General features: G+C 60.4%; 17 protein-coding genes, 1 tRNA gene and 1 pseudogene. 12 read left to right on the top strand and 7 right to left on the bottom strand.

Annotation, left to right across the window (positions count from 1 at the left end; genetic code table 11):
* The first annotated feature begins 255 nt into the window (after positions 1-255).
* The 5 genes from mgtA (at position 256) to CAF90_RS17865 (ending at position 8,235) form a co-directional block, all read left to right on the top strand.
* A complete protein-coding gene (mgtA, locus tag CAF90_RS17885; protein ID WP_007956391.1) occupies positions 256-2,955 on the top strand; it encodes a magnesium-translocating P-type ATPase in 2,700 nt (899 codons plus the stop codon).
* 55 nt (positions 2,956-3,010) lie between these two features.
* Positions 3,011-3,727 (top strand): MgtC/SapB family protein, encoded by a 717-nt coding sequence (locus CAF90_RS17880; protein WP_085607898.1) that lies wholly within the window; start codon positions 3,011-3,013, stop codon positions 3,725-3,727.
* A 109-nt stretch (positions 3,728-3,836) separates the two neighbouring features.
* Positions 3,837-4,271, top strand: coding sequence for a hypothetical protein (locus CAF90_RS17875; protein ID WP_007956400.1), 435 nt, complete (start codon positions 3,837-3,839; stop codon positions 4,269-4,271).
* A 107-nt stretch (positions 4,272-4,378) separates the two neighbouring features.
* The gene (locus tag CAF90_RS17870) at positions 4,379-5,008 is read left to right on the top strand and encodes a response regulator transcription factor (RefSeq protein WP_085607897.1); all 630 of its coding nucleotides are present in this window, start codon (positions 4,379-4,381) and stop codon (positions 5,006-5,008) included.
* Positions 5,009-5,016: 8 nt separating this feature from the next.
* On the top strand, positions 5,017-8,235 hold the full coding sequence (locus tag CAF90_RS17865; protein ID WP_085607895.1) for an ATP-binding protein: 3,219 nt from the start codon (positions 5,017-5,019) through the stop codon (positions 8,233-8,235).
* 4 nt (positions 8,236-8,239) lie between these two features.
* Here the strand turns inward: CAF90_RS17865 and dkgB are convergent, their stop codons facing one another.
* Positions 8,240-9,043: a 2,5-didehydrogluconate reductase DkgB gene (gene dkgB / locus CAF90_RS17860; protein ID WP_085607893.1), complete on the bottom strand. Its 804-nt coding sequence runs from the start codon at positions 9,041-9,043 to the stop codon at positions 8,240-8,242.
* Positions 9,044-9,264: 221 nt separating this feature from the next.
* Between dkgB and CAF90_RS17855 the strand changes: the two genes are divergently transcribed.
* Both CAF90_RS17855 and CAF90_RS17850 read left to right on the top strand, forming a co-directional pair.
* Positions 9,265-10,131: a pirin family protein gene (locus CAF90_RS17855; RefSeq protein WP_085607968.1), complete on the top strand. Its 867-nt coding sequence runs from the start codon at positions 9,265-9,267 to the stop codon at positions 10,129-10,131.
* Between the two features lie 139 nt (positions 10,132-10,270).
* Positions 10,271-11,713 (top strand): mechanosensitive ion channel family protein, encoded by a 1,443-nt coding sequence (locus CAF90_RS17850; protein WP_085607891.1) that lies wholly within the window; start codon positions 10,271-10,273, stop codon positions 11,711-11,713.
* Between the two features lie 4 nt (positions 11,714-11,717).
* Here CAF90_RS17850 and CAF90_RS17845 read toward each other — a convergent pair whose 3' ends face one another.
* The gene (locus tag CAF90_RS17845; RefSeq protein WP_085607889.1) at positions 11,718-12,305 is read right to left on the bottom strand and encodes a GNAT family N-acetyltransferase; all 588 of its coding nucleotides are present in this window, start codon (positions 12,303-12,305) and stop codon (positions 11,718-11,720) included.
* A 118-nt stretch (positions 12,306-12,423) separates the two neighbouring features.
* Between CAF90_RS17845 and CAF90_RS17840 the strand changes: the two genes are divergently transcribed.
* Both CAF90_RS17840 and CAF90_RS17835 read left to right on the top strand, forming a co-directional pair.
* Complete coding sequence (locus tag CAF90_RS17840; RefSeq protein ID WP_085607887.1) at positions 12,424-13,218, top strand: exodeoxyribonuclease III; 795 nt, start codon at positions 12,424-12,426, stop codon at positions 13,216-13,218.
* A gap of 101 nt (positions 13,219-13,319) precedes the next feature.
* A complete protein-coding gene (locus tag CAF90_RS17835; RefSeq protein ID WP_085607885.1) occupies positions 13,320-14,147 on the top strand; it encodes an arylamine N-acetyltransferase in 828 nt (275 codons plus the stop codon).
* Between the two features lie 3 nt (positions 14,148-14,150).
* Here the strand turns inward: CAF90_RS17835 and CAF90_RS17830 are convergent, their stop codons facing one another.
* On the bottom strand, positions 14,151-14,480 hold the full coding sequence (locus tag CAF90_RS17830; RefSeq protein ID WP_085607883.1) for a BrnA antitoxin family protein: 330 nt from the start codon (positions 14,478-14,480) through the stop codon (positions 14,151-14,153).
* Between the two features lie 3 nt (positions 14,481-14,483).
* A pseudogene (locus CAF90_RS17825) lies at positions 14,484-14,767 on the bottom strand (BrnT family toxin).
* Positions 14,768-15,023: 256 nt separating this feature from the next.
* Between CAF90_RS17825 and CAF90_RS17820 the strand changes: the two are divergent.
* Positions 15,024-16,544, top strand: coding sequence for a nucleobase:cation symporter-2 family protein (locus CAF90_RS17820; protein ID WP_007956419.1), 1,521 nt, complete (start codon positions 15,024-15,026; stop codon positions 16,542-16,544).
* A 124-nt stretch (positions 16,545-16,668) separates the two neighbouring features.
* Here CAF90_RS17820 and CAF90_RS17815 read toward each other — a convergent pair.
* Positions 16,669-16,744, bottom strand: a tRNA-Asn gene (locus CAF90_RS17815).
* A gap of 228 nt (positions 16,745-16,972) precedes the next feature.
* Between CAF90_RS17815 and CAF90_RS17810 the strand changes: the two genes are divergently transcribed.
* A complete protein-coding gene (locus CAF90_RS17810; RefSeq protein ID WP_007956420.1) occupies positions 16,973-17,203 on the top strand; it encodes a hypothetical protein in 231 nt (76 codons plus the stop codon).
* Here the strand turns inward: CAF90_RS17810 and CAF90_RS17805 are convergent.
* Entirely contained in the window at positions 17,200-17,400 is a 201-nt protein-coding gene (locus tag CAF90_RS17805; protein WP_007956421.1) for a hypothetical protein, read from the bottom strand. The genes CAF90_RS17810 and CAF90_RS17805 overlap by 4 nt on opposite strands.
* A 111-nt stretch (positions 17,401-17,511) precedes the next feature.
* A complete protein-coding gene (locus CAF90_RS17800) occupies positions 17,512-18,708 on the bottom strand; it encodes an amino acid aminotransferase (protein WP_085607881.1) in 1,197 nt (398 codons plus the stop codon).
* Between the two features lie 336 nt (positions 18,709-19,044).
* Here CAF90_RS17800 and uvrB point away from each other — a divergent pair, with 336 nt between their 5' ends.
* Positions 19,045-21,060, top strand: a complete 2,016-nt coding sequence (gene uvrB, locus CAF90_RS17795) for an excinuclease ABC subunit UvrB (RefSeq protein WP_085607880.1) — start codon at positions 19,045-19,047, stop codon at positions 21,058-21,060.
* Positions 21,061-21,069 lie beyond the last annotated feature (9 nt).

Raw genomic sequence — 21,069 nt, 5'->3', positions numbered from 1 at the left:
ATTCCTTTGTGCCGTTGTCTCGCCGAACAGCGAGCAGCGGCATCCCGATCATGACCGGTCCCGGTCATGTCCCGACGTCCTTCTCATCGACACTGAAAAGCCTGTGAAGTCGACTTCATCGTCGTCATTGCAGCCCTATCGACACGCCTGTCTTTTCTGACCGGCGCGCCACGCCTTGCCGTGCCGGTTTTGCGGTGCCCAGGACGAGGACGTACCTGCTCGACGGTTTCCCGGCTGACCATAGGGGCAACAGCCATGAAACTTACGCTCAAGGAATTTTTCGCAGGCTTCCTGCGGACCCGCCACATCGCCCGGCACTTCCGTCGCCTGGCCTTGCTGGAAACCCTCAGCGACACCACGGTCAGCCGTGAAGTGCCGCCGACTCTCGCCAATACACTGGTGGACGCCGCCCATTGCGACAGCGGCGTGCTGCTGTCGAACCTCGGCACTCACACCGACGGCCTCACCGATTTCGAAGTCGATGTGCTGCGTGCGCAGCATGGCCTCAACGAAGTCGAACACGAGCAACCGCTGCCGTGGTGGACCCACCTGTGGCACTGCTACAAAAACCCGTTCAACCTGCTGCTGACCTTGCTTGCGGTGATCTCGTGGCTGACCGAAGACCTCAAGGCCGCCATCGTGATTTTCTCGATGGTGGTGCTGTCGACGCTGCTGCGCTTCTGGCAGGAAAGCAAATCCAACCAGGCCGCCGACGCGCTCAAAGCGATGGTCAGCAACACCGCCACGGTGCTGCGCCGGGATGCGCCGCGCGCTGAATTGCCGATCAAGCAATTGGTGCCCGGCGATCTGATCGTGCTGTCGGCCGGCGACATGATTCCTGCCGATTGCCGGGTGCTCAGCGCCAAGGACCTGTTCGTCAGCCAGGCGGCGATGACCGGCGAATCGATGCCGGTGGAAAAATTCCCGCGTCAGGCCGATCGCGACACGCGCAATCCGCTGGAACTCGACAACATCCTGTTCATGGGCACCAACGTGGTGTCCGGTACGGCGGTGGCGGTGATTCTCACCACCGGCAACAGCACCTATTTCGGTGCGCTGGCGCAGCGGGTCGGGGCGACTGATCGCGCGGTGACTTCGTTTCAGCAAGGCGTGAACAAAGTCAGCTGGCTGCTGATCCGCTTCATGTTCGTCATGGCGCCGCTGGTGTTGTTCATCAACGGTTTCACCAAGGGCGACTGGACCGAAGCACTGCTGTTCGCGCTGTCGATTGCCGTGGGCCTGACCCCGGAAATGCTGCCGATGATCGTCACCTCGACGCTGGCCAAGGGCGCGGTGTTCCTGTCGCGCAAGAAAGTCATCGTCAAACGTCTGGATGCGATCCAGAACTTCGGCGCCATGGACGTGCTGTGCACCGACAAGACCGGCACTTTGACCCAGGACAAGATCTTCCTGGCGCGTAACGTCGACGTTTGGGGCGAAGACTCCGATGACGTGCTGGAAATGGCCTACCTCAACAGCTACTACCAGACCGGCCTGAAAAACCTGCTCGACGTGGCGGTGCTGGAACACGTGGAAATCCACCGCGAGCTGAAGGTCGGCACGGCGTTTCGCAAGGTCGACGAGATCCCGTTCGACTTCAATCGTCGGCGCATGTCGGTGGTCGTCGAAGGGCGCGGCCAGCCGCATCAACTGATCTGCAAAGGCGCGGTTGAAGAAGTGCTGGCGGTGTGCAGCCGGGTTCGTCACGGTGAAGTCGACGAAGCCTTGAGCGATGAATTGCTGGCGAAAATCCGTCAGGTCACTGCAGCATTCAACGCTGAAGGCTTGCGCGTGGTCGCGGTGGCGGCACGGTCGATGCCTGAAGGACGCGACACTTACAGCCTGGGTGACGAGCAGGAACTGACGCTGATCGGTTATGTGGCGTTCCTCGATCCACCGAAGGAAAGCACCGCACCAGCGCTGAAGGCCCTGGCCGAACACGGCGTGGCCGTGAAAGTGCTGACCGGCGACAACGAGCTGGTGACCGCCAAGATCTGCCGCGAAGTGGGCCTGGCCCAGCAAGGCCTGCTGATGGGCAACGACATCGAACGCATGAGCGACGCCGAACTGGCCGTGGCAGTGGAAACCACCAACGTGTTCGCCAAGCTGACGCCGTCGCACAAGGAACGCATCGTGCGCATCCTCAAGGGCAACGGCCACGTGGTCGGGTTCATGGGCGACGGCATCAACGACGCCCCGGCGCTGCGCACCGCAGACATCGGGATTTCCGTGGACAGCGCGGTGGACATCGCCAAGGAAGCGGCCGACATCATCCTGCTGGAAAAGAGCCTGATGGTGCTGGAGGAGGGTGTGCTGGAAGGGCGCCGGACCTTCGCCAACATGCTCAAGTACATCAAGATGACCGCCAGCTCGAACTTCGGCAACGTGTTCTCGGTGCTGGTGGCCAGCGCGTTCATTCCGTTCCTGCCGATGCTGCCGATGCACCTGCTGGTGCAGAACCTGCTGTATGACATTTCGCAGATCGCGATCCCGTTCGACAACGTCGACGACGAGATGCTGAAACAGCCGCAACGCTGGCAGCCAGGGGACGTCGGGCGCTTCATGCTGTTCTTCGGCCCGATCAGTTCGATCTTCGACATCACAACGTTCGCCTTGATGTGGTACGTGTTCGATGCCAACACCCCGGATCACCAGACCCTGTTCCAGTCCGGCTGGTTCGTGGTGGGGCTGCTGACCCAGACGCTGATCGTGCACATGATCCGCACGCCGAAGATTCCGTTCCTGCAAAGCCGCGCGGCCATGCCGTTGCTGGTGATGACCGGAATCATCATGGCCGTGGGCATCTTCCTGCCGATGGGGCCGCTGGCGCACTACTTCAAATTGCAGGCACTGCCGTCGATGTACTTCGTGTTCCTGCCGGTGATCCTGCTGGCGTACATGGCGCTGACTCAAGCCGTCAAAGGCTTCTACATCCGCCGGTTCGGCTGGCAGTAACAGGCAAGAATTCCCCCCTTGTGGGAGCAAGGGGGGCGGTTTCAAGGAGTTCGACATGCAAGCGATCAACAATCTCAACCTCACCTCATTGCTCGACACTTTGGTCAGCCTCAGCGCGGCGTTCATCCTCGGCGGCCTGATCGGCTTCGAACGCCAATACCGGCAACGCACGGCGGGCTTGCGCACCAATGTTCTGGTGGCGGTCGGCGCGGCGATTTTCGTCGACATGGCCAACCGTCTCGCCGGTGCCGAAGGCGCGGTCCGGGTGGTCGCGTATGTGGTTTCCGGCATCGGTTTTCTCGGTGCCGGCGTGATCATGCGCGAAGAAGGCAACGTGCGCGGGCTCAACACCGCCGCCACGCTCTGGACCTCGGCAGCGGTCGGTGCCTGCGCCGGTGCCGACCTGCTGGCCGAAGCGGTGCTGGGGACCTTGTTCGTACTCGCCGCCAATACCTTGCTGCGGCCGATCGTCAACAACATCAACCGTCAGCCGCTGGATGTGGTCTCGGCGGAAGTCACCAACATCGTCTACGTCATCGCCCGGCGTTCGCAGCAGACCGCCGTGTTCGCCTTGCTTGAAGCCGAGCTCGAACGCAGCAACTACCCGGCCAGTGACGTCGATGTGCACGCCTTCGGGGCCGATGAAATCGAGATCGAAGCGACGCTGGCGACCACTTCGGTGGACGGCGATGAGCTGGATGCACTGGTGAAGCGGATTTCCACTTCAAGCCTGGTGGTGCAGGCGTTCTGGAGTCCGAGCACGACGGAGTAACTTTTTTAATCCGGATGAGTGACGGTTTTTTTCGGAAAAGTCCTACAGAGCGTATCCCGATGCTTGGGTAGTCTTGCCGTCACTTCAAGCGAATACCCGGACTTTCACATTGACCGACAAAACCCTGCGCATTCTGATCGCCGACTTGCAGCATTTTCACCGGATGAAGATCGAGCGGATGTTCAACGGCCTCGATTACTACCGTATTGCACCGGTGCAGAACCTTGCCGAACTGCTGACGCTGGTCGATTACGGCGGTCAGCCGTTCGATGTCCTGGTGATCAATGCCGAACTGGCGGCCGGAATGGCGGATCTTCGCGGTTTTCTGTTTGATCATCCGCAAATCCGGCGGGCGCTGGTCTATGGTGAGCCGGTGGACTCCTCCGGTGTTCCCGGGCATTTCGGGGCAAAGATCATCACCAGCCCTGCGCCTTTGCCTTCAATCCGCGCCATCGAACAGTTGATGACCTCGGTCGAGGCTTCGTTCGGGCGCCCATCGCGTGTTCGATCACAGATCGGTCTGGCGCACAACTGTCAGATCTGACAGGTGATTCAGCGTGCACAGCGTGCAACAGTAGTAGCGCAGCTACCAATAGTCCCGTTCATGCAAGATCGGTGGCGCCATGTCAGGTATTCGCCCCGGGAGTGGTCATGGGTTCAGCATTGATTGTTGATGATCACCCAGTGGTGGTGGGTGCCGTTCGTATGGTTCTGGAGTCCGCAGGTTACGAACCGATCCATGTGACTGGCAAAGGTGTCGATGTGGTGTCGATGCTACGTGAACACGCGCCGGAGCTGGTCGTGCTCGACTTGAAACTCGATGGCTTCGGCGGCCTGGAGGTGTTGGCGCGCATCAGGGCCATCGGGCTGGTCTGCAAAGTGTTGATCTTCACCGCGGCCGACCCTGAACACTATCTGATGCGTTGCCGGCGTGCGGGGGCGATGGCTTTTGTCGCCAAATCCGCCTCGATGCAGCATTTGCAAAATGCAATCAAGGCCGTCCGTTCGGGTTATACCTACTTTCCCGAAATGCCTGTGGTCAATGCCGGGCAATCCGAAGCGCACCGCGATGAGCGAGAGTTGATTGCACTTCTGTCCACCCGCGAAATGGAGATCATGCTGAAGCTGGCCAGAGGTGAATCCAACAAGCATATTGCTCTGAAGATGAACCTCAGTCACAAAACCATCAGCACCTACAAGACCCGCTTGATGCTGAAACTCGGGGTAAGCTCGCTGGTGGTGTTGCGAGAGTTTGTCCAACGCAACGGCCTGTTTCCATAGGCCGCCCCATGATGTGTCTTCTGCGGTTGGTTTCTCTGTCGATACTGATGCTTGCAAGCCTGGTGCACGCGACCGAGGCGCAACGGCTGGAAATCGTCTCCCGCACCCGCTTTGAGGGTGTGCAGATTCAACTGGATGAGCAGGATCGGCAGTGGCTCCGTGCGCATCCGGTATTGCGCATCGGTGCCTCCTGGCCGGATTACCCGCCCTTCGAGCTGACCCGCAAGCGTCATGAACAGGAAGGCCTTACGGCCGATTACGCCAACGCAATTGCACAGATTTTGAACATAGCCGTTGAAGTCTGGTGCTATTCCGACCGCGCAAGCGCCATGGCTGCGCTCAAGGCCGGTGAGGTAGACCTGCTGGGCACGTCGAACAAGTTCGAAGAAGCTGATTCCGACCTCATGCTGTCCCGTGCCTACGCCGAGGATCAGCCGATGTGGGTGACTCGGATCGACGAACCGTTGCCTGGCGATCTGGCTGGCAAACGCATCGCCATGGTGGACGACTACCTGCCAGCCTCGACCATCCAGGAGGCTTACCCGCAAGCCTCCCTGCAGCGTTACAGGTCGATTTTCGATGCCCTCGGCGCCGTGGCGTACGGCACGGATGCGGTTTACGTTGGCGACTTCATCAGCGCCAGCTATCTGCTCAACACGATCTTTCACAACGACCTGCAACTGGCCGGGCCTTCGGGCCTTGACGCCAACCCGTTCGGCTTTGCCCTGGCCCGCAGCAATACGCGTTTGAAAGGTCTGGTCGACAAAGCCCTGCTGGCCATTCCCATGGAACAGCGCCTGGCCATCGAGCTGCGCTGGAGCGCCGGTCGCGCGGACGTGGCTGCGCAGTCGCAGGTGAGCCTGAGCGACAGCGAGCAACAATGGCTGGATCAGCATCCGGTGGTGCGGGTCGGCGCTATCGATGATTTTGCACCGCTGACATTCTTTGACGCCGATGGCCGTTTCAGTGGGCTGGCCGCCCAATTGCTCAATCTGATCAGTCAGCGCAGTGGCCTGACATTCGAGGTGGTGCGCGGTCGGTCGCTGGATCGTCAGGTCGAGCAACTCAAAAGCGGTGCGCTGGATCTGTTGCCGGTGTTGACACCGAGCCGCGAGCGCGAAACCAAAATGCTGTTCACCCGATCGTACGTCAACAGCCCCTTTGTGCTGATTGCCGATTCAAAGGCACACGCGCCGCGCAGCCTTGAAGACATGGCGGGCAAACGTCTGGCGCTTTATGGCGGTAATCCGTTGCACGATTATCTGCTGGAGAACGTACCGCAGATCCGCCTGATCGAGTTGCCAAGCCCGGCCGACGGCACGCAGGCGCTGCTCGACGGCAAGGCCGATGCGACATTGAGCTCGTTGCTGGTGGCGCGCTACCAGATCGATCACCAATACCGCGATCGCTTGCGGATTGTCTCCACGCTGGGCGATTTGCCGGCGCGGGTTGCCATGGCGACAGCGCTCGACGCCCCGCAGTTGCAATCGATTCTGAACAAGGCACTGCTGAGCATCGCCCCCCAGGAAATTGACGGTCTGGTCACGCGTTGGAGTCGTAACGTGGTGCTGCAAGACAGCTATTGGCAGCGTCATCAAACGCAAATACTGCGCGGGTTTGCAGTGGCGGCAGGGCTGTTGCTGTTGGCGTTGGGCTGGATCGGCTTTCAGCGTCGGCAGATCCGCCAGCGCCAGCAATGGCTTCAGCAGTTGCAGGAGGCCAAGGACGCAGCCGATGAAGCCAATCGCGCCAAGAGCACGTTTCTGGCGACCATGAGCCATGAAATCCGCACACCGATGAACGCCCTGATCGGCATGCTCGAACTGGCCCTCAAACGTGCCGATGAAGGCGTGACCGATCGCCAGGCGATCGAGGTGGCGTCCAGCGCCGGGCAGCAACTGCTGGCATTGATCGGCGATATTCTCGACATCGCACGCATCGAGTCCGGGCATCTGTCGCTGGCCCCCGAGCGCGTCAATCTGCATGAAGTGGTGGCGTCGGTGTGTCGGATTTTCGAAGGCCTGGCCCGGCAGAAACAATTGTTGTGGCATGTAGAAATGGATGAGCGCAGCAACGTCGTGGTGATGCTCGATCCCCTGCGGTTCAAACAAGTGCTGTCGAACCTGCTGAGCAATGCAATCAAGTTCACCGAGGACGGCGAGGTGAGCCTGCGCCTGCGCGTGTTCGGCGAACAGGACGGGCTGATTGAAGTGGGCGTGGCCATTGAAGACAGTGGCCGGGGGATCAGCGCCGAGGATCAGCAGCGGTTGTTCAGACCGTTTGTGCAGGTCGGCGATCATCAATCTGTGACGCACGGCGGTTCTGGCCTGGGGCTGGTGATCAGCCGCAATCTGTGCCGGATGATGGGCGGCGATTTGTGGATGAGCAGCGAACCGGGCAGGGGCACTCAGGTCATGCTGCGAATGGAACTGCCGGTGCTGGCGCCGCTGGTGCAAGAGGCTGTACCGGTGCCAGCGGCGACGATGGTTAATTCGCTGAACGTGCTGGTGGTGGATGACCATCCGGTGAATCGCCTGCTGCTGTGTCGGCAGTTGAGTGAGCTCGGGCATCGTGCCGTTGACGCCGGTGGCGGTGAGGAGGGGCTGGCGCTTTGGCGCGGGCACGCCTTCGATGCACTGATCACTGACTGCAACATGCCGGGGCTCAACGGTTACGAGCTGACGCGCGCGGTACGTCAGGAAGAAGCCGCGACGGGTAGAGCGCCCTGTCTGATCCTCGGATTTACCGCCAATGCGCAGATGGAAGAGAAGCAGCGATGCCGGGCAGCCGGGATGGACGATTGTCTGTTCAAACCGGTTCTGCTGCGTGAATTGAGCCAGGCCCTGATGGCCGCAACATCCGAAGGCGCGCAGATCGAAAGCGTGGATGATCCGGCAGTGGCCGAGTTCGATCTGAGCGCACTGTTGCAACTGGCAGGCGCGGACAACCCGCTGATCGGGCAATTGCGTGAGGAAGTACTGAGTAGTCTGCGCATCGACCTGAAGCGTCTGGAGGAATCGGGCCGTAAAAGTGATCGCGCAGATTTACGTGATCTGGCGCATCACGTCACAGGCGGGGCGCACATGATCGGTGCCGAGCGCGTGGTCTCGGCGTGCCGGGTACTCGAACAGGCTTGCCGTGACGATGAGCCCGAAGCGGCATTGACGACCGCCATCGAGTTGCTGCGCGTGGCCATGCACGACCTCGCGCAGCAGCTTCAGGCTTGAGCGGTCAGTCCCACTGCGGCGCGATGCCTTTGGGGCTGGTCAGGCGATGGCCGCGATCCAGCGTGGCGATCAGCGCCATGTCGGCGTCGCTCAGGGTCAGCGCTGTGGCGCCGAGGTTGCCTTGCAGGTTGGCGCGTTTGGTCGACGACGGAATCACCGCGTAACCCGATTGCATCGCCCACGCCAGAGTGACCTGCGCCGGGGTGGCGTGCAGACGCTCGGCGATCTGCACGATCAGCGGATCCTTCAGCACTTCGCCATAGGCCAGGGTCATGTACGACGTGATCTGAATGCCCTGACTTTGCGCGAACTCGACAACCTTGCGGTTTTGCAGGTACGGGTGCAGTTCGATCTGGTTGGTGGCGATGTTTTCCGCGCCGACCGCAGCAATCGCCTGTTTCATCAAGTCGATGGTGAAGTTGGACACGCCGATCTGCCGGGTCAGGCCCAGGCGTTTGGCTTCCAGCAGCGCGCCCATGAATTCTTCGACCGGCACCTGATCTTCCGGCGATGGCCAGTGGATCAGCGTCAGGTCGAGGTAGTCGGTCTGCAGTTTTTGCAGGCTCTCTTTGAGGCTTTCAATCAGCCGGTCTTTGGCGAAGTTGGCGATCCAGATCTTGCTGGTGATGAACAGTTCTTCACGGGCGATGCCGCTGGCAGCGATGGCCTCGCCAACGTCGGCTTCGTTTTCGTAGATCTGCGCGGTGTCGATGACCCGGTAACCGAGCTCAAGGGCAGTGCTCACCGAATCGATGACCACCTGGCCTTGCAGGCGAAACGTACCAAGACCGAAAGCGGGAACAGACATGCAGAGACTCCAGGGTTGCAGTGGGAATGGGCAGGAGTATCCGCGTCTGATTCCTCGGGAAAAACCGCTGTCGGGGCAAAGTACTGTTGACTGGAAGTCACGAATCACCGCGATCGGTATCGTTCCATCAGTAGAACGATGAGGACGGTTTTGGCTGACTAGTACTAAATACGTGGCGAATTTATGATCGGTCCATGATCAATCTGATTGCGGAGTCCACCATGAAAAACCTGATCGGTATCTACACCAGCCCTCGCGGCCACTGGGTCGGCGATGGGTTTCCGGTGCATACCCTGTTTTCCTACGACAATTTGGGCAAGCACATCAGCCCGTTCCTGCTGCTGGATCACGCCGGGCCCGCGCAATTCACTCCGACCACCGAACGCCGTGGCGTGGGTCAGCATCCGCACCGTGGCTTCGAGACCGTGACCATCGTTTACGAAGGAGAAGTGCAGCACCGCGATTCCACCGGCAGCGGCGGCACCATCGGCCCGGGCGATGTGCAGTGGATGACGGCGGCTTCCGGAATCCTGCATGAAGAATTCCACTCGGAAAACTTCGCCCGAACCGGCGGCAACCTGGAAATGGTGCAGTTGTGGGTGAATCTGCCGGCCAAGGACAAAATGGCCGAGCCGGGGTACCAGACCATTCTGGACAGTGATATCCCGCAAATTGCGCTCAAGGACGGTGCCGGCAGCCTGCGTCTGATCGCCGGTGAGTTCGACGGCCACAAGGGCCCGTCCCGCACGTTCACGCCTATCGATGTCTGGGATCTGCGGCTGAACAGCGGCAAGTTGCTTTCGCTGGATCTGCACGAAGGCCGCAACACCGCGCTGGTGGTGTTGAAAGGTTCGGTACAGATCAACGGTGTGGAGTCGATGCGCGAAGGGCAGTTGGCGCTGTTCGAGCGTGATGGCGATCGCATCACCCTCGAAGCCAGCCAGGACGCGGTAGTGCTGCTGCTCAGCGGCGAGCCGATTGACGAGCCGATCGTCGGCCACGGCCCGTTCGTGATGAACACCGAGCAAGAAATCCATCAGGCCTTCGCCGACTTCCAGTCCGGCCGCTTCGGCCAGATGCACAGCTAAAAAAACCGGCAGGCGCCACGTGCGCCTGCCGGTTTTTTTTGAGCGCGCGCCGTGGCGCTCATCCCGCCAAATCAATTCCTCCTACACTGAGCCCAATCTGTGCGATCTTCTCGCGACTGGCCCCTGTCGGAGTTGTTTGATGCTGTCTCTGCTCACCGATCATCCGTTGTTTTGCGCCTTGATCCTGATCCTGATCGATCTCGGTCTGTGGCGTCTGATCAGCTCCCACGGCAGCGCGTGGAAACTGTTGGTGCGGGTGCTGATTTTTGCCCTGTTCAGCATCCTGCTGTTCAACGAAGGGCTCAACCCGATGGAGCCTGCGCCGTGGGCCGACAATGTGCCGTTGCATCTGGCGGCGACCGGTTTGCAGATCGGTTGGTGGCTGTTCGGCGCGCGCACCCTGACGGTGTTGATCGGCGCGGTGATGATGCAGCGGGTCGGGCACACCGGGCGGTTGTTGCAGGATCTGCTGGGTGCGGTGATCTTCCTGATTGCGATCATCGCGGCGCTGGCCTACGTGCTGGATCTTCCGGTCAAAGGCGTGCTGGCGACGTCCGGGGCGTTGGCGATCATCGTCGGTCTGGCGTTGCAGAGCACCTTGAGTGACGTGTTTTCCGGGATCGTGCTCAACACCACCAAGCCTTATCAACTGGATGACTGGATTTCCATCGACGGCACCGAAGGCCGGGTCACCGACATCGACTGGCGCGCCACGCGCCTGCAAACCAGTCAGGGCAGCATGGCGGTGATTCCCAACTCGCTGGCGGCCAAGGCCAAGATCATCAACTTCAGCCGGCCGAGCAATATGTTCGGGGTGGCCGTCAGCGTGCAGGTCAGTCCGCATGCGCGGCCCAGTTCGGTGATCGATGCCCTGGAGCGGGCGATGCAGGGTTGTCGCCAATTGCTGGAGAGCCCCGCGCCGAGTGTCGCACTGAAGAGCTCCAGCAGCGCCGGCGCCGAATATGAAATCAGCGGGTTTGTCGCCTCAATGAGCGAAAAACGTGTGGTGCGCAATCAGCTGTTCGACCTGGCGTACCGGCATCTGCAGGCGTCCGGGGTCAATCTGCTGTCGAGCGATGAGCCGGGTATGCTGAGCAATCTCTCGCGACCGCGGGCGTTGCTCGACAGCTCGCCGATTTTCTCCACGCTGCGTCAGGAGGAGAAGGAAACCTTCAGCCAGAACATGACCCTGCAGACCTTCCGTGCCGGCGAGATGATTCTTGCGGGCGGCGAGGTCAGCGATCATCTGTTCATCATCGAGTCCGGCGTGGTCTCGGTGACGCTCAAGCGCCACGGCACGCCATTCGAGTCCGGGCGGATGGGGCCTGGCGAAGTGATTGGCGAGGCGGGGATTCTGTCCGATACCTCACTGCCGGCCGACTTCTCAGCCAAGACCTTTTGCGCGCTGTACCGCATCGAGAAGTCTTACCTCAAACCGTGCCTGGATGCCCGTCACGACATCAACGATGCGATGCAGGCGTTGCTCGATTTCCGCCTGCACAAGGCGCAATCCCTGACGGAGGAAACGCCGGTAGCGGCGCCGAAGAAAGGCTTCCTGCAATGGCTGCGCAACCGCGTCTGACCGTTCAGCGCAGGCCGTAATCCGCCAGTTTGCGTTCCAGGTTCAGGCGTACTTGCGGCCATTCATCATCGATGATGCTGAAGCGCACCGAGTTGCGCTTGCGGCCGTCCGGCATGATGCGTTCGTGGCGGACGATGCCTTCCTGCTGCGCGCCGAGCCGCAGGATCGCGTTGCGCGACTTCTGGTTGTTTTCGTCGGTGGTGAACTGCACCCGCACGCAATCGAGCACCTCGAAGGCGTGGCGCAGCATCAGGTATTTGGCCTCGGTGTTGACGAAGGTTTTCTGAAAGCGTGCCGAAATCCAGCTGCTGCCGATCTCCAGCTTGCGATTGAGCGGGTCGATCTTCCAGAACCGGGTCGAGCCGATCACTTCGCCGGTTTCCTTCAGCACGATGACAAACGGCATGACCGTGCCTGCCTCACGGCCGTCGAGGGCCTTTTTCAGATAAGCGTCGACGGTGGTAGTCGACGGCACCACGGTGACCGTGAGATTCCACAGTTCACCGTCGGCGGCAGCATGGAGCAGGGCGTCGGCGTCGGTGTATTGAAGCGGGCGCAGGATGATTCCCTGGCCTTGCAGCGTGGTTTGCATGTGGGGATTCTCGGCGGTTCAGGCGAGGGCCTATTACGCCGTACGGGAAGGATCCGACGCAACCGTCGCGGTCGGCGGATGTCACAGTTTTTATCGGTCAATGGCAGGAAATCGGACGATGAAAAAAATGCGCATTGCCACGTTCAACGTCAACGGCCTGCGGGCCCGACTGCCGAACCTGCTGGAATGGCTCAGGCGCGAGCAGCCGGACATCGTCTGCTTGCAGGAGCTGAAACTGGTGGACAGCGCATTTCCTGCCGCCGATCTGGAGGCCGCCGGTTATGGCGCCATCTGGCACGGTCAGGCGTCATGGAACGGCGTGGCGATTCTTGCCCGCGATGCGCAACCGCTGGAGAGCCGGCGCGGTCTGCCCGGCGATCCTGACGACAAACACAGCCGCTACCTCGAAGCGGCGGTGCACGGGGTGTTGGTGGGGTGCCTGTACCTGCCCAATGGCAATCCGCAGCCGGGGCCGAAATTCGACTACAAACTGGCCTGGTTCGAGCGTCTGATCAAATACGCCCAGGATCTGCAAAGCAGCGACCACCCGGTGGTGCTGGCCGGCGATTACAACGTGGTGCCCACCGATCTGGATATCTACAACACCCGTTCGTGGCTCAAGGATGCGCTGTTGCAACCGCAAAGCCGCGAGTGCTATCAGCGCCTGCTGGATCAGGGCTGGACCGATTCGTTGCGGCATCTGTATCCCGAAGATCGGCTGTACACGTTCTGGGATTACTTCCGTCAGCACTGGCAGAAGAACTCCGGGTTGCGGATCGACCATCTGCTGCTCAATCCGCCGCTGAGCCCCTATCTGCACGAGGCCGGTGTGGATGCCTGGGTGCGCAACGAACCGCATGCCAGTGACCACGCGCCGACGTGGATTCGCATCGATTCGCGTAAAAGACGCTAGCAGGTGATTGGTTAATTCAATTGTCGATTCGATGCCCGGATCCCGTATACATGGCGACCATCGGCGGAACAATCCGCGCCCCCATGCAAAAGGACCCAGCCATGAGCGAGCCACGCCTGACGAATCTGAAACAGTACCTGCAACGCCTGGGATTCGATGCGCCCCCGGCACCGACCCTTGAAACCCTGCGCCTGTTGCAACTGCGCCATACCGGCGCCTTTCCATTCGAAAACCTGTCGACGCTCAGTGGCGAACCCGTCCTGATCGATCTGCCGTCCATCGAACGCAAAGTCTTGAACGACGCCCGTGGTGGTTACTGCTACGAGCTGAACAATCTGTTTCTGGCGTTGTTACTGGAGTTGGGGTTCGACGCACGGGGCATCAGCGGGCGAGTGGTCATGAATCAGCCCGAGGGCAGCTGGACGGCGCGCACCCACCGCCTGAGTCTGGTGACCATTGACGACGTGCGCTACATCACCGACGTCGGCTTCGGCGGCATGGTGCCGACTGCGCCGCTGGTGCTCGATACCGACGCCGAGCAATCCACGCCGCACGAACCGTATCGCATCGAAGCGCAGGCCGATGGCTACATGCTGCGGGCCAAAGTCGCCGGCGAATGGCGGCCGATGTACCTGTTCGACCTGCAACGCCAGGAAGACATCGATTACACCCTCGGCAACTGGTATGTCTCGACTCACCCGGACTCGCCATTTGCCCAGCGCCTGATGGTTGCGCGTACCGGCGACGGCTGGCGGCGCACACTGAACAACGGCAGTTTCGCGATCCACCGCATGGGCGCCGAGAGCGAGCGGCGTGAAGTGACGGACGTCGATGAACTGATCGAATTGTTGGAACGGGAATTCGGCCTGCGCTTGCCGCACCAGCCCGGTGCACGTCTGGCGCTGGCGCGCTTGATTCAGCCGGTCTGAAACCTAAGGTTTTGCCTCCGGCTCCAGCACCCGCCGGATCTCGTTCACGGCCGCCGACAGTTTTTTCTCAAGGCTCTTGAGGTCGGTGGCGGTGATGCCTTGCTTGAATTGCCCGCTGGAATGCTCGAGTTCCTCGGTTGCACCACGGCTGTTAAGCAATGCGTGGCGCAGGGTGTTGTTGATTACCGTCTGATAGCCAAACCCTTCCTCTTCGGCGACCGTACGTGCCGCTTCGATGACCGCATCATCAAGCATGATGGTGATGCGCGTTTTACCCTTGTTGGACGCCAATGCGCCGCGTTTTCCCTGAGAAAAGTCGTATTCGTCTTTCATGGGTCAAACCTCCAGAAAATATTCGCGACGTTCACTCGGTGTAGCGATACGTGCGGAAATGATTCGAACCAAATTCGGCTCCCGATAGCTGTACACGACGACCAGCAAACGTCCCTTGCCGTCGTTGCCGAGAGTGATCCAGCGTTGTTCGTCATGGTCGTTATCCTCAATCGTCAATGCTCGCTCATCGTGGAAGACCGGTTCGGCCTCGGCGAGGCTGATCCCTCTGTGCTTGAGTTTGTTGGCAGCATTCTTGCTTTGTCGAACTGAATCTTGAATGACTTCATTATGCATACTTTATATGTATAAAAAAAGGGTGCGGCCGCGCCGTCGGTCGCCATGAACACTTCAGCCTAGGCGGATAAAACGTGGACTCGATTGGGGATGTGTTGCCGGATTTGTGGGGGATGAAAGCAGCGGGATAGAAGGTTGGGTGGCTAGCTAACCATTATGTGACTGATAAGTTGTATACAAGTCTATGGACATTTGTCGTGACTCTTGCATACAGTGTGCGCATAACAAAAACCAGGGAACTCCCCCACCATGAAAACGCCCCATGTTTCACACCAACGGCCCGAGGACGAGAATCTCGGGGTCGGCGCGAATATGGCTTACGGCCTGCAACACGTTCTGACCATGTATGGCGGTATCGTCGCGGTGCCACTGATCATCGGTCAGGCCGCCGGGCTTTCGCCGGCGGACATCGGTCTGTTGATTGCTGCTTCATTGTTTGCGGGGGGGCTGGCCACGTTGCTGCAAACCCTGGGTTTACCGTTTTTCGGCTGTCAGTTGCCGCTGGTACAGGGCGTGTCGTTCTCCGGCGTTGCTACGATGGTGGCGATTGTCAGCAGTGGCGGGGAGGGCGGCTTCCAGTCGGTGCTCGGCGCGGTGATTGCGGCGTCGCTGATCGGCTTGCTGATCACGCCGGTGTTCTCGCGAATCACCAAGTTCTTCCCGCCACTGGTCACCGGCATTGTGATCACCACCATCGGCCTGACGCTGATGCCGGTGGCCGCACGCTGGGCCATGGGCGGCAACAGCCACGCGCCTGACTTCGGCAGCATGCAGAACATCGGTCTGGCGGCGGTCACGCTGGTGCTGGTACTTCTGTTGAGCAAGGTCGGCAGTTCCACCATCTCGCGTCTGTCGATCCTGTTGGCCATGGTGATCGGCACGGTGTTGGCGGTGTTCCTCGGCATGGCAGATTTCTCCAATGTCACCCAGGGCCCGATGTTCGGCTTCCCGACGCCGTTCCATTTCGGCATGCCGACCTTCCACTTCGCTGCGATCCTGTCGATGTGCATCGTGGTCATGGTGACCCTGGTGGAAACCTCGGCGGACATTCTGGCGGTCGGTGAAATCATCGGCACCAAGGTCGACTCCAAGCGTCTGGGCAATGGCCTGCGGGCGGACATGCTGTCGAGCATGTTTGCGCCGATCTTCGGCTCGTTCACCCAAAGCGCTTTCGCCCAGAACGTCGGGCTGGTGGCGGTGACCGGGATCAAGAGCCGCTATGTGGTGGCGACCGGCGGTATCTTCCTGGTGATCCTCGGCCTGCTGCCGTTCATGGGTCGGGTCATCGCAGCCGTGCCGACCTCGGTACTTGGCGGCGCCGGTATCGTGCTGTTCGGCACAGTGGCAGCGAGTGGTATTCGTACGCTGTCCAAGGTCGACTACCGCAACAACGTCAACCTGATCATCGTCGCCACCTCGATCGGCTTCGGCATGATCCCGATTGCCGCGCCGAACTTCTACGATCACTTCCCGAGCTGGTTCGCGACCATTTTCCATTCGGGCATCAGTTCGTCGGCGATCATGGCGATCCTGCTGAACCTGGCGTTCAACCACTTTACGGCGGGTAACTCGGATCAGCAGTCGGTGTTTGCGGCGGCAGAAGAGCGGACCCTGCGTTATCGCGATCTGGCCGCGCTGCGTGAAGGCGACTACTTCAGCGACGGCAAGCTGCACGACTGCGACGGCAACGAAGTGCCGGTGATCGATCCGGATGCGGATCACGGTCACGGCGCACCGAAGGCACATGCCAAGAGCAGCGAGCACGTCTGACCGCTATAGCTGAATGAAAAAGGGCCGATCAGTTGCGAAACTGATCGGCCCTTTTTCTATGGCGTCGCTTTTTTCAGCGCCCACAAAAAAGCCCCTGAATCTTTCGATTCAGGGGCTCTGTATTTGGCTCCACAACCTGGACTCGAACCAGGGACCCAGTGATTAACAGTCACTTGCTCTACCAACTGAGCTATTGCGGAATTGGTGCGTATGTTACTGATTTAAAAAGACTAGTCAAGCGCCAGTTGTAAATTTTCTGGAAATATCAGCACGGACGGCGATCTATCAGCGATTGGCGGTTACCAGAACCGTAGCAGAGGTCTACCATGGCCGCCCGGAAGTGGTCACACGCGCTGCCGGCCATTCGCCGAAAAGGTACGCGCCATGAATAGCCCCATCCTCACCCGTCGTCCTGTCGAGGTGTTCGCATGAGCACCGCACAAATCAGCCTGCCCAAAGGCGTCGGCCCACACGCTGAAAAACTTTTCGACGCGATCACTCAGGCCGCCACGGCTGAAGAGTTGAACCGCGCAGGCGGCAAGGCCGAGGGTTTTGTCCTTGGTCTGGAAAGCACCAAGGCCATCAAGAGCCAGGTCGCCGAATCGCTCTACGTCGTTTATGACGATGCGGCGACTCAGCGTGCAGCGGAACTGGCTTAGCCGCCGAACGTGAAGGTGCCGAGCATCAGTTTGGCGTACAGCATCGTTGCGCCCAGTTGCACCAGCCACAGCGCCAGCCCGCCGAGAAACACCCCGGCCGCGACTTGCAGCACCAGATTATTTCCGCGCTTGGCCGGGGCGCGGGGGATGAAGTCATCCAGATCGTCGCGGTCGGCGCGCAGGTCATCGTTTTTCATGTCGTCTCTCTGAAATATCGTTTGGGTGCAGTCTAGAGGGTGTAGCGGCTTTTCTTCAGACAAATAAAAACGGGAAGCCCGAAGGCTTCCCGTTTTCAGTGCAGCGCCGGATCAGATGACCTGAACGATGGCGTCTGTCACGGCTTCGATGTTGCTCTGGTTCAGCGCAGCGACGCAGATGCGGCCGGTGTCCAGGGCGTAGATGCCGAACTCGTTGCGCAGGCGGTGAACCTGTTCGGTGGTCAGGCCGGAGTAGGAGAACATGCCGCGCTGACGACCGACGAAGCTGAAGTCACGCTGCGGGGCTTTCTTCGCCAGCAGAGCAACCATCTGCTCGCGCATGCCACGAATGCGCAGGCGCATTTCAGCCAGTTCGTCTTCCCACTGCGCGCGCAGCTCCGGGCTGTTCAGCACGGCGGCGACGACGCTTGCACCGTGGGTCGGCGGGTTGGAGTAGTTGGTGCGGATCACGCGTTTGACTTGCGACAGGACGCGGGCGCTTTCTTCTTTCGATTCGCTGATGATCGACAGGGCGCCGACGCGCTCGCCGTACAGCGAGAACGACTTGGAGAACGAGCTCGACACGAAGAAGGTCAGGCCGGATTCAGCGAACAGACGCACGGCAGCGGCGTCTTCGGCGATGCCGTCACCGAAACCCTGGTAAGCCATGTCGAGGAACGGCACGTGACCTTTGGCCTTGACCGCTTCCAGCACGTTGTTCCAGTCCGCCGGGCTCAGGTCGACGCCGGTCGGGTTGTGGCAGCAGGCGTGCAGCACGACGATCGAGCCATTCGGCAGGGCGTTCAGGTCTTCCAGCAGGCCGGCGCGGTTCACGTCGTGGGTGGCGGCGTCGTAGTAACGGTAGTTCTGCACCGGGAAACCGGCGGTTTCGAACAGCGCGCGGTGGTTTTCCCAGCTCGGGTCGCTGATCGCCACAACGGCATTGGGCAGCAGTTGCTTGAGGAAGTCGGCACCGATTTTCAGTGCGCCGGTACCGCCGACGGCCTGAGTGGTGACAACGCGGCCAGCTGCCAGCAATGGCGAATCATTGCCGAACAGCAGCTTTTGCACGGCCTGGTCGTAGGCCGCGATGCCGTCGATTGGCAGGTAGCCGCGCGAGGCGTGCTGAGCGGCGCGAATGGTTTCGGCTTCGATGACGGCGCGCAGGAGTGGAATTCGCCCCTCTTCGTTGCAGTACACACCCACCCCGAGGTTGACCTTATTGGTCCGGGTATCGGCGTTGAATGCTTCGTTGAGGCCCAGGATTGGATCGCGGGGTGCCATTTCGACAGCGGAGAACAGGCTCATTTTTGCGGCAGCTCTAATGGAGAGTGGAGGGACGTGTGGCGCTCCAGCCGAATGCACTAGAGCGGTGCACAAACGGGGAGCTAGTATAGAGGCCATCATCGATCAATGGCGACAGGCGAATCGGCTTTTAAGGTAAGTTTTTCCGATTATTTCTCGACCGTTAGTCGAATGAACCTGTCCGAGACTTTACCGGATGTAGGACGTTTGCCTTGAAAGGCGAGGCAATCGGCTCCACATTCAGCACAATCTTCGTTTTTTCTTGCGCGACATTGGTCGTTTGCGGTCTTTCTCGTGGTGCTGCGGTTTACCCGCAGCGGCGCGATTCCAGAGGTGTTTATGTCTGAATTCCAGCTCGTCACCCGTTTCGACCCCGCCGGCGATCAACCCGAAGCCATTCGCCAGATGGTCGAAGGCATCGAAGCCGGTTTGTCGCACCAGACGCTGCTCGGGGTGACCGGGTCGGGCAAGACCTTCAGCATCGCCAACGTGATCGCCCAGGTGCAGCGTCCGACCCTGGTGCTGGCACCGAACAAGACCCTGGCCGCGCAGTTGTACGGCGAGTTCAAGTCGTTCTTCCCGAACAACGCTGTCGAGTACTTCGTTTCCTACTACGACTACTACCAGCCCGAAGCCTACGTGCCGTCGTCCGACACCTTCATCGAGAAGGATGCGTCGATCAACGACCACATCGAGCAGATGCGTCTGTCAGCGACCAAGGCATTGCTCGAGCGCAAGGACGCGATCATCGTCACCACGGTGTCGTGCATCTACGGTCTGGGCAGCCCGGAAACCTATCTGAAAATGGTCTTGCACGTTGATCGCGGCGACAAGCTCGACCAGCGTGCGCTGGTGCGGCGCCTGGCCGACCTGCAATACACCCGCAACGACATGGATTTCGCCCGTGCGACCTTCCGGGTGCGTGGCGATGTGATCGACATCTACCCGGCGGAATCCGACCTCGAAGCGATCCGTATCGAGCTGTTCGATGACGAAGTGGAGAGCATTTCCGCGTTCGACCCGCTGACCGGCGAAGTCATCCGCAAGCTGCCGCGCTTCACCTTCTACCCGAAGAGTCACTACGTGACGCCCCGGGAAACCTTGCTCGACGCCATCGAGGGGATCAAGGTCGAGTTGCAGGAGCGCCTCGAATACCTGCGCAACAACAACAAACTGGTCGAAGCCCAGCGTCTGGAGCAGCGCACCCGGTTCGACCTGGAGATGATCCTCGAGCTCGGCTACTGCAACGGCATCGAAAACTACTCGCGCTATCTGTCGGGCCGTCCGGCTGGCGCAGCGCCGCCGACGCTCTACGATTACCTGCCGGCGGATGCGCTGCTGGTGATCGACGAATCCCACGTCAGCGTCCCGCAAGTCGGCGCGATGTATAAGGGCGACCGTTCGCGCAAGGAAACCCTGGTGGAGTACGGCTTCCGCTTGCCATCGGCGCTGGATAACCGGCCGATGCGCTTCGACGAGTGGGAAGGGGTGAGTCCGCAGACGATTTTCGTCTCGGCCACACCCGGCAACTACGAAGCCGAACACGCTGGCCGGGTGATCGAGCAGGTGGTGCGCCCGACCGGTCTCGTCGACCCGCAGGTTGAAGTGCGCCCGGCGCTGACCCAGGTCGACGATCTATTGTCGGAAATCACCAAGCGCGTGGCGGTGGAGGAGCGGGTGCTGGTCACCACGCTGACCAAGCGCATGGCCGAAGACTTGACCGATTACCTGGCCGATCACGGCGTGCGTGTGCGTTATCTGCACTCGGACATCGATACCGTCGAGCGGGTCGAAATCATCCGCGACCTACGCCTTGGCACCTTCGACGTGCTGGTGGGGATCAACCTGCTGCGTGAAGGCCTGGACATGCCGGAAGTCTCGCTGGTGGCGATTCTCGACGCGGACAAGGAAGGCTTCCTGCGTTCCGAGCGTTCGCTGATCCAGACCATCGGCCGCGCGGCGCGTAACCTCAATGGCCGGGCGATTCTTTACGCGGATCGCATCACCGGGTCGATGGAGCGGGCGATTGGCGAAACCGAGCGCCGTCGAGACAAGCAGATCGCCTTCAACCTGGCCAACGGCATCACACCGAAGGGCGTGTTCAAGGACGTCGCCGACATCATGGAAGGCGCCACCGTGCCCGGTTCGCGCAGCAAGAAGCGCAAGGGCATGGCCAAGGCCGCCGAAGAGAACGCCAAGTACGAAGCCGAACTGCGCTCGCCGAGCGAGATCACCAAGCGCATCCGCCAACTGGAAGAGAAGATGTACCAGTTGGCCCGCGACCTGGAATTCGAAGCAGCAGCGCAGATGCGCGACGAAATCGCCAAGCTGCGTGAGCGGCTGTTGGCCGTTTAACAGATCGTT

This window comes from Pseudomonas sp. B37(2017) (genome assembly GCF_002112885.1).
In the GTDB taxonomy this organism is placed as follows: domain Bacteria; phylum Pseudomonadota; class Gammaproteobacteria; order Pseudomonadales; family Pseudomonadaceae; genus Aquipseudomonas; species Aquipseudomonas paraglycinae.
The sequence above is the reverse complement of the archived record's forward strand: the minus strand, read 5'-3'. Positions and strand labels throughout refer to the sequence as shown.

Excerpts from the sequence above, each read along its gene's own strand:
- mgtA (WP_007956391.1), top strand. The coding sequence starts at position 256 with ATGAAACTTACGCTCAAGGAATTTTTCGCAGGCTTCCTGCGGACCCGC.
- CAF90_RS17840 (WP_085607887.1), top strand. The coding sequence starts at position 12,424 with ATGAAAAAAATGCGCATTGCCACGTTCAACGTCAACGGCCTGCGGGCC.
- CAF90_RS17810 (WP_007956420.1), top strand. The coding sequence starts at position 16,973 with ATGAGCACCGCACAAATCAGCCTGCCCAAAGGCGTCGGCCCACACGCT.
- CAF90_RS17850 (WP_085607891.1), top strand. The coding sequence starts at position 10,271 with ATGCTGTCTCTGCTCACCGATCATCCGTTGTTTTGCGCCTTGATCCTG.
- CAF90_RS17880 (WP_085607898.1), top strand. The coding sequence starts at position 3,011 with ATGCAAGCGATCAACAATCTCAACCTCACCTCATTGCTCGACACTTTG.
- CAF90_RS17800 (WP_085607881.1), bottom strand. The coding sequence starts at position 18,708 with ATGAGCCTGTTCTCCGCTGTCGAAATGGCACCCCGCGATCCAATCCTG.
- CAF90_RS17835 (WP_085607885.1), top strand. The coding sequence starts at position 13,320 with ATGAGCGAGCCACGCCTGACGAATCTGAAACAGTACCTGCAACGCCTG.
- CAF90_RS17855 (WP_085607968.1), top strand. The coding sequence starts at position 9,265 with ATGAAAAACCTGATCGGTATCTACACCAGCCCTCGCGGCCACTGGGTC.
- CAF90_RS17870 (WP_085607897.1), top strand. The coding sequence starts at position 4,379 with ATGGGTTCAGCATTGATTGTTGATGATCACCCAGTGGTGGTGGGTGCC.
- CAF90_RS17830 (WP_085607883.1), bottom strand. The coding sequence starts at position 14,480 with ATGAAAGACGAATACGACTTTTCTCAGGGAAAACGCGGCGCATTGGCG.
- CAF90_RS17820 (WP_007956419.1), top strand. The coding sequence starts at position 15,024 with ATGAAAACGCCCCATGTTTCACACCAACGGCCCGAGGACGAGAATCTC.
- CAF90_RS17805 (WP_007956421.1), bottom strand. The coding sequence starts at position 17,400 with ATGAAAAACGATGACCTGCGCGCCGACCGCGACGATCTGGATGACTTC.
- CAF90_RS17845 (WP_085607889.1), bottom strand. The coding sequence starts at position 12,305 with ATGCAAACCACGCTGCAAGGCCAGGGAATCATCCTGCGCCCGCTTCAA.
- dkgB (WP_085607893.1), bottom strand. The coding sequence starts at position 9,043 with ATGTCTGTTCCCGCTTTCGGTCTTGGTACGTTTCGCCTGCAAGGCCAG.
- CAF90_RS17865 (WP_085607895.1), top strand. The coding sequence starts at position 5,017 with ATGATGTGTCTTCTGCGGTTGGTTTCTCTGTCGATACTGATGCTTGCA.
- uvrB (WP_085607880.1), top strand. The coding sequence starts at position 19,045 with ATGTCTGAATTCCAGCTCGTCACCCGTTTCGACCCCGCCGGCGATCAA.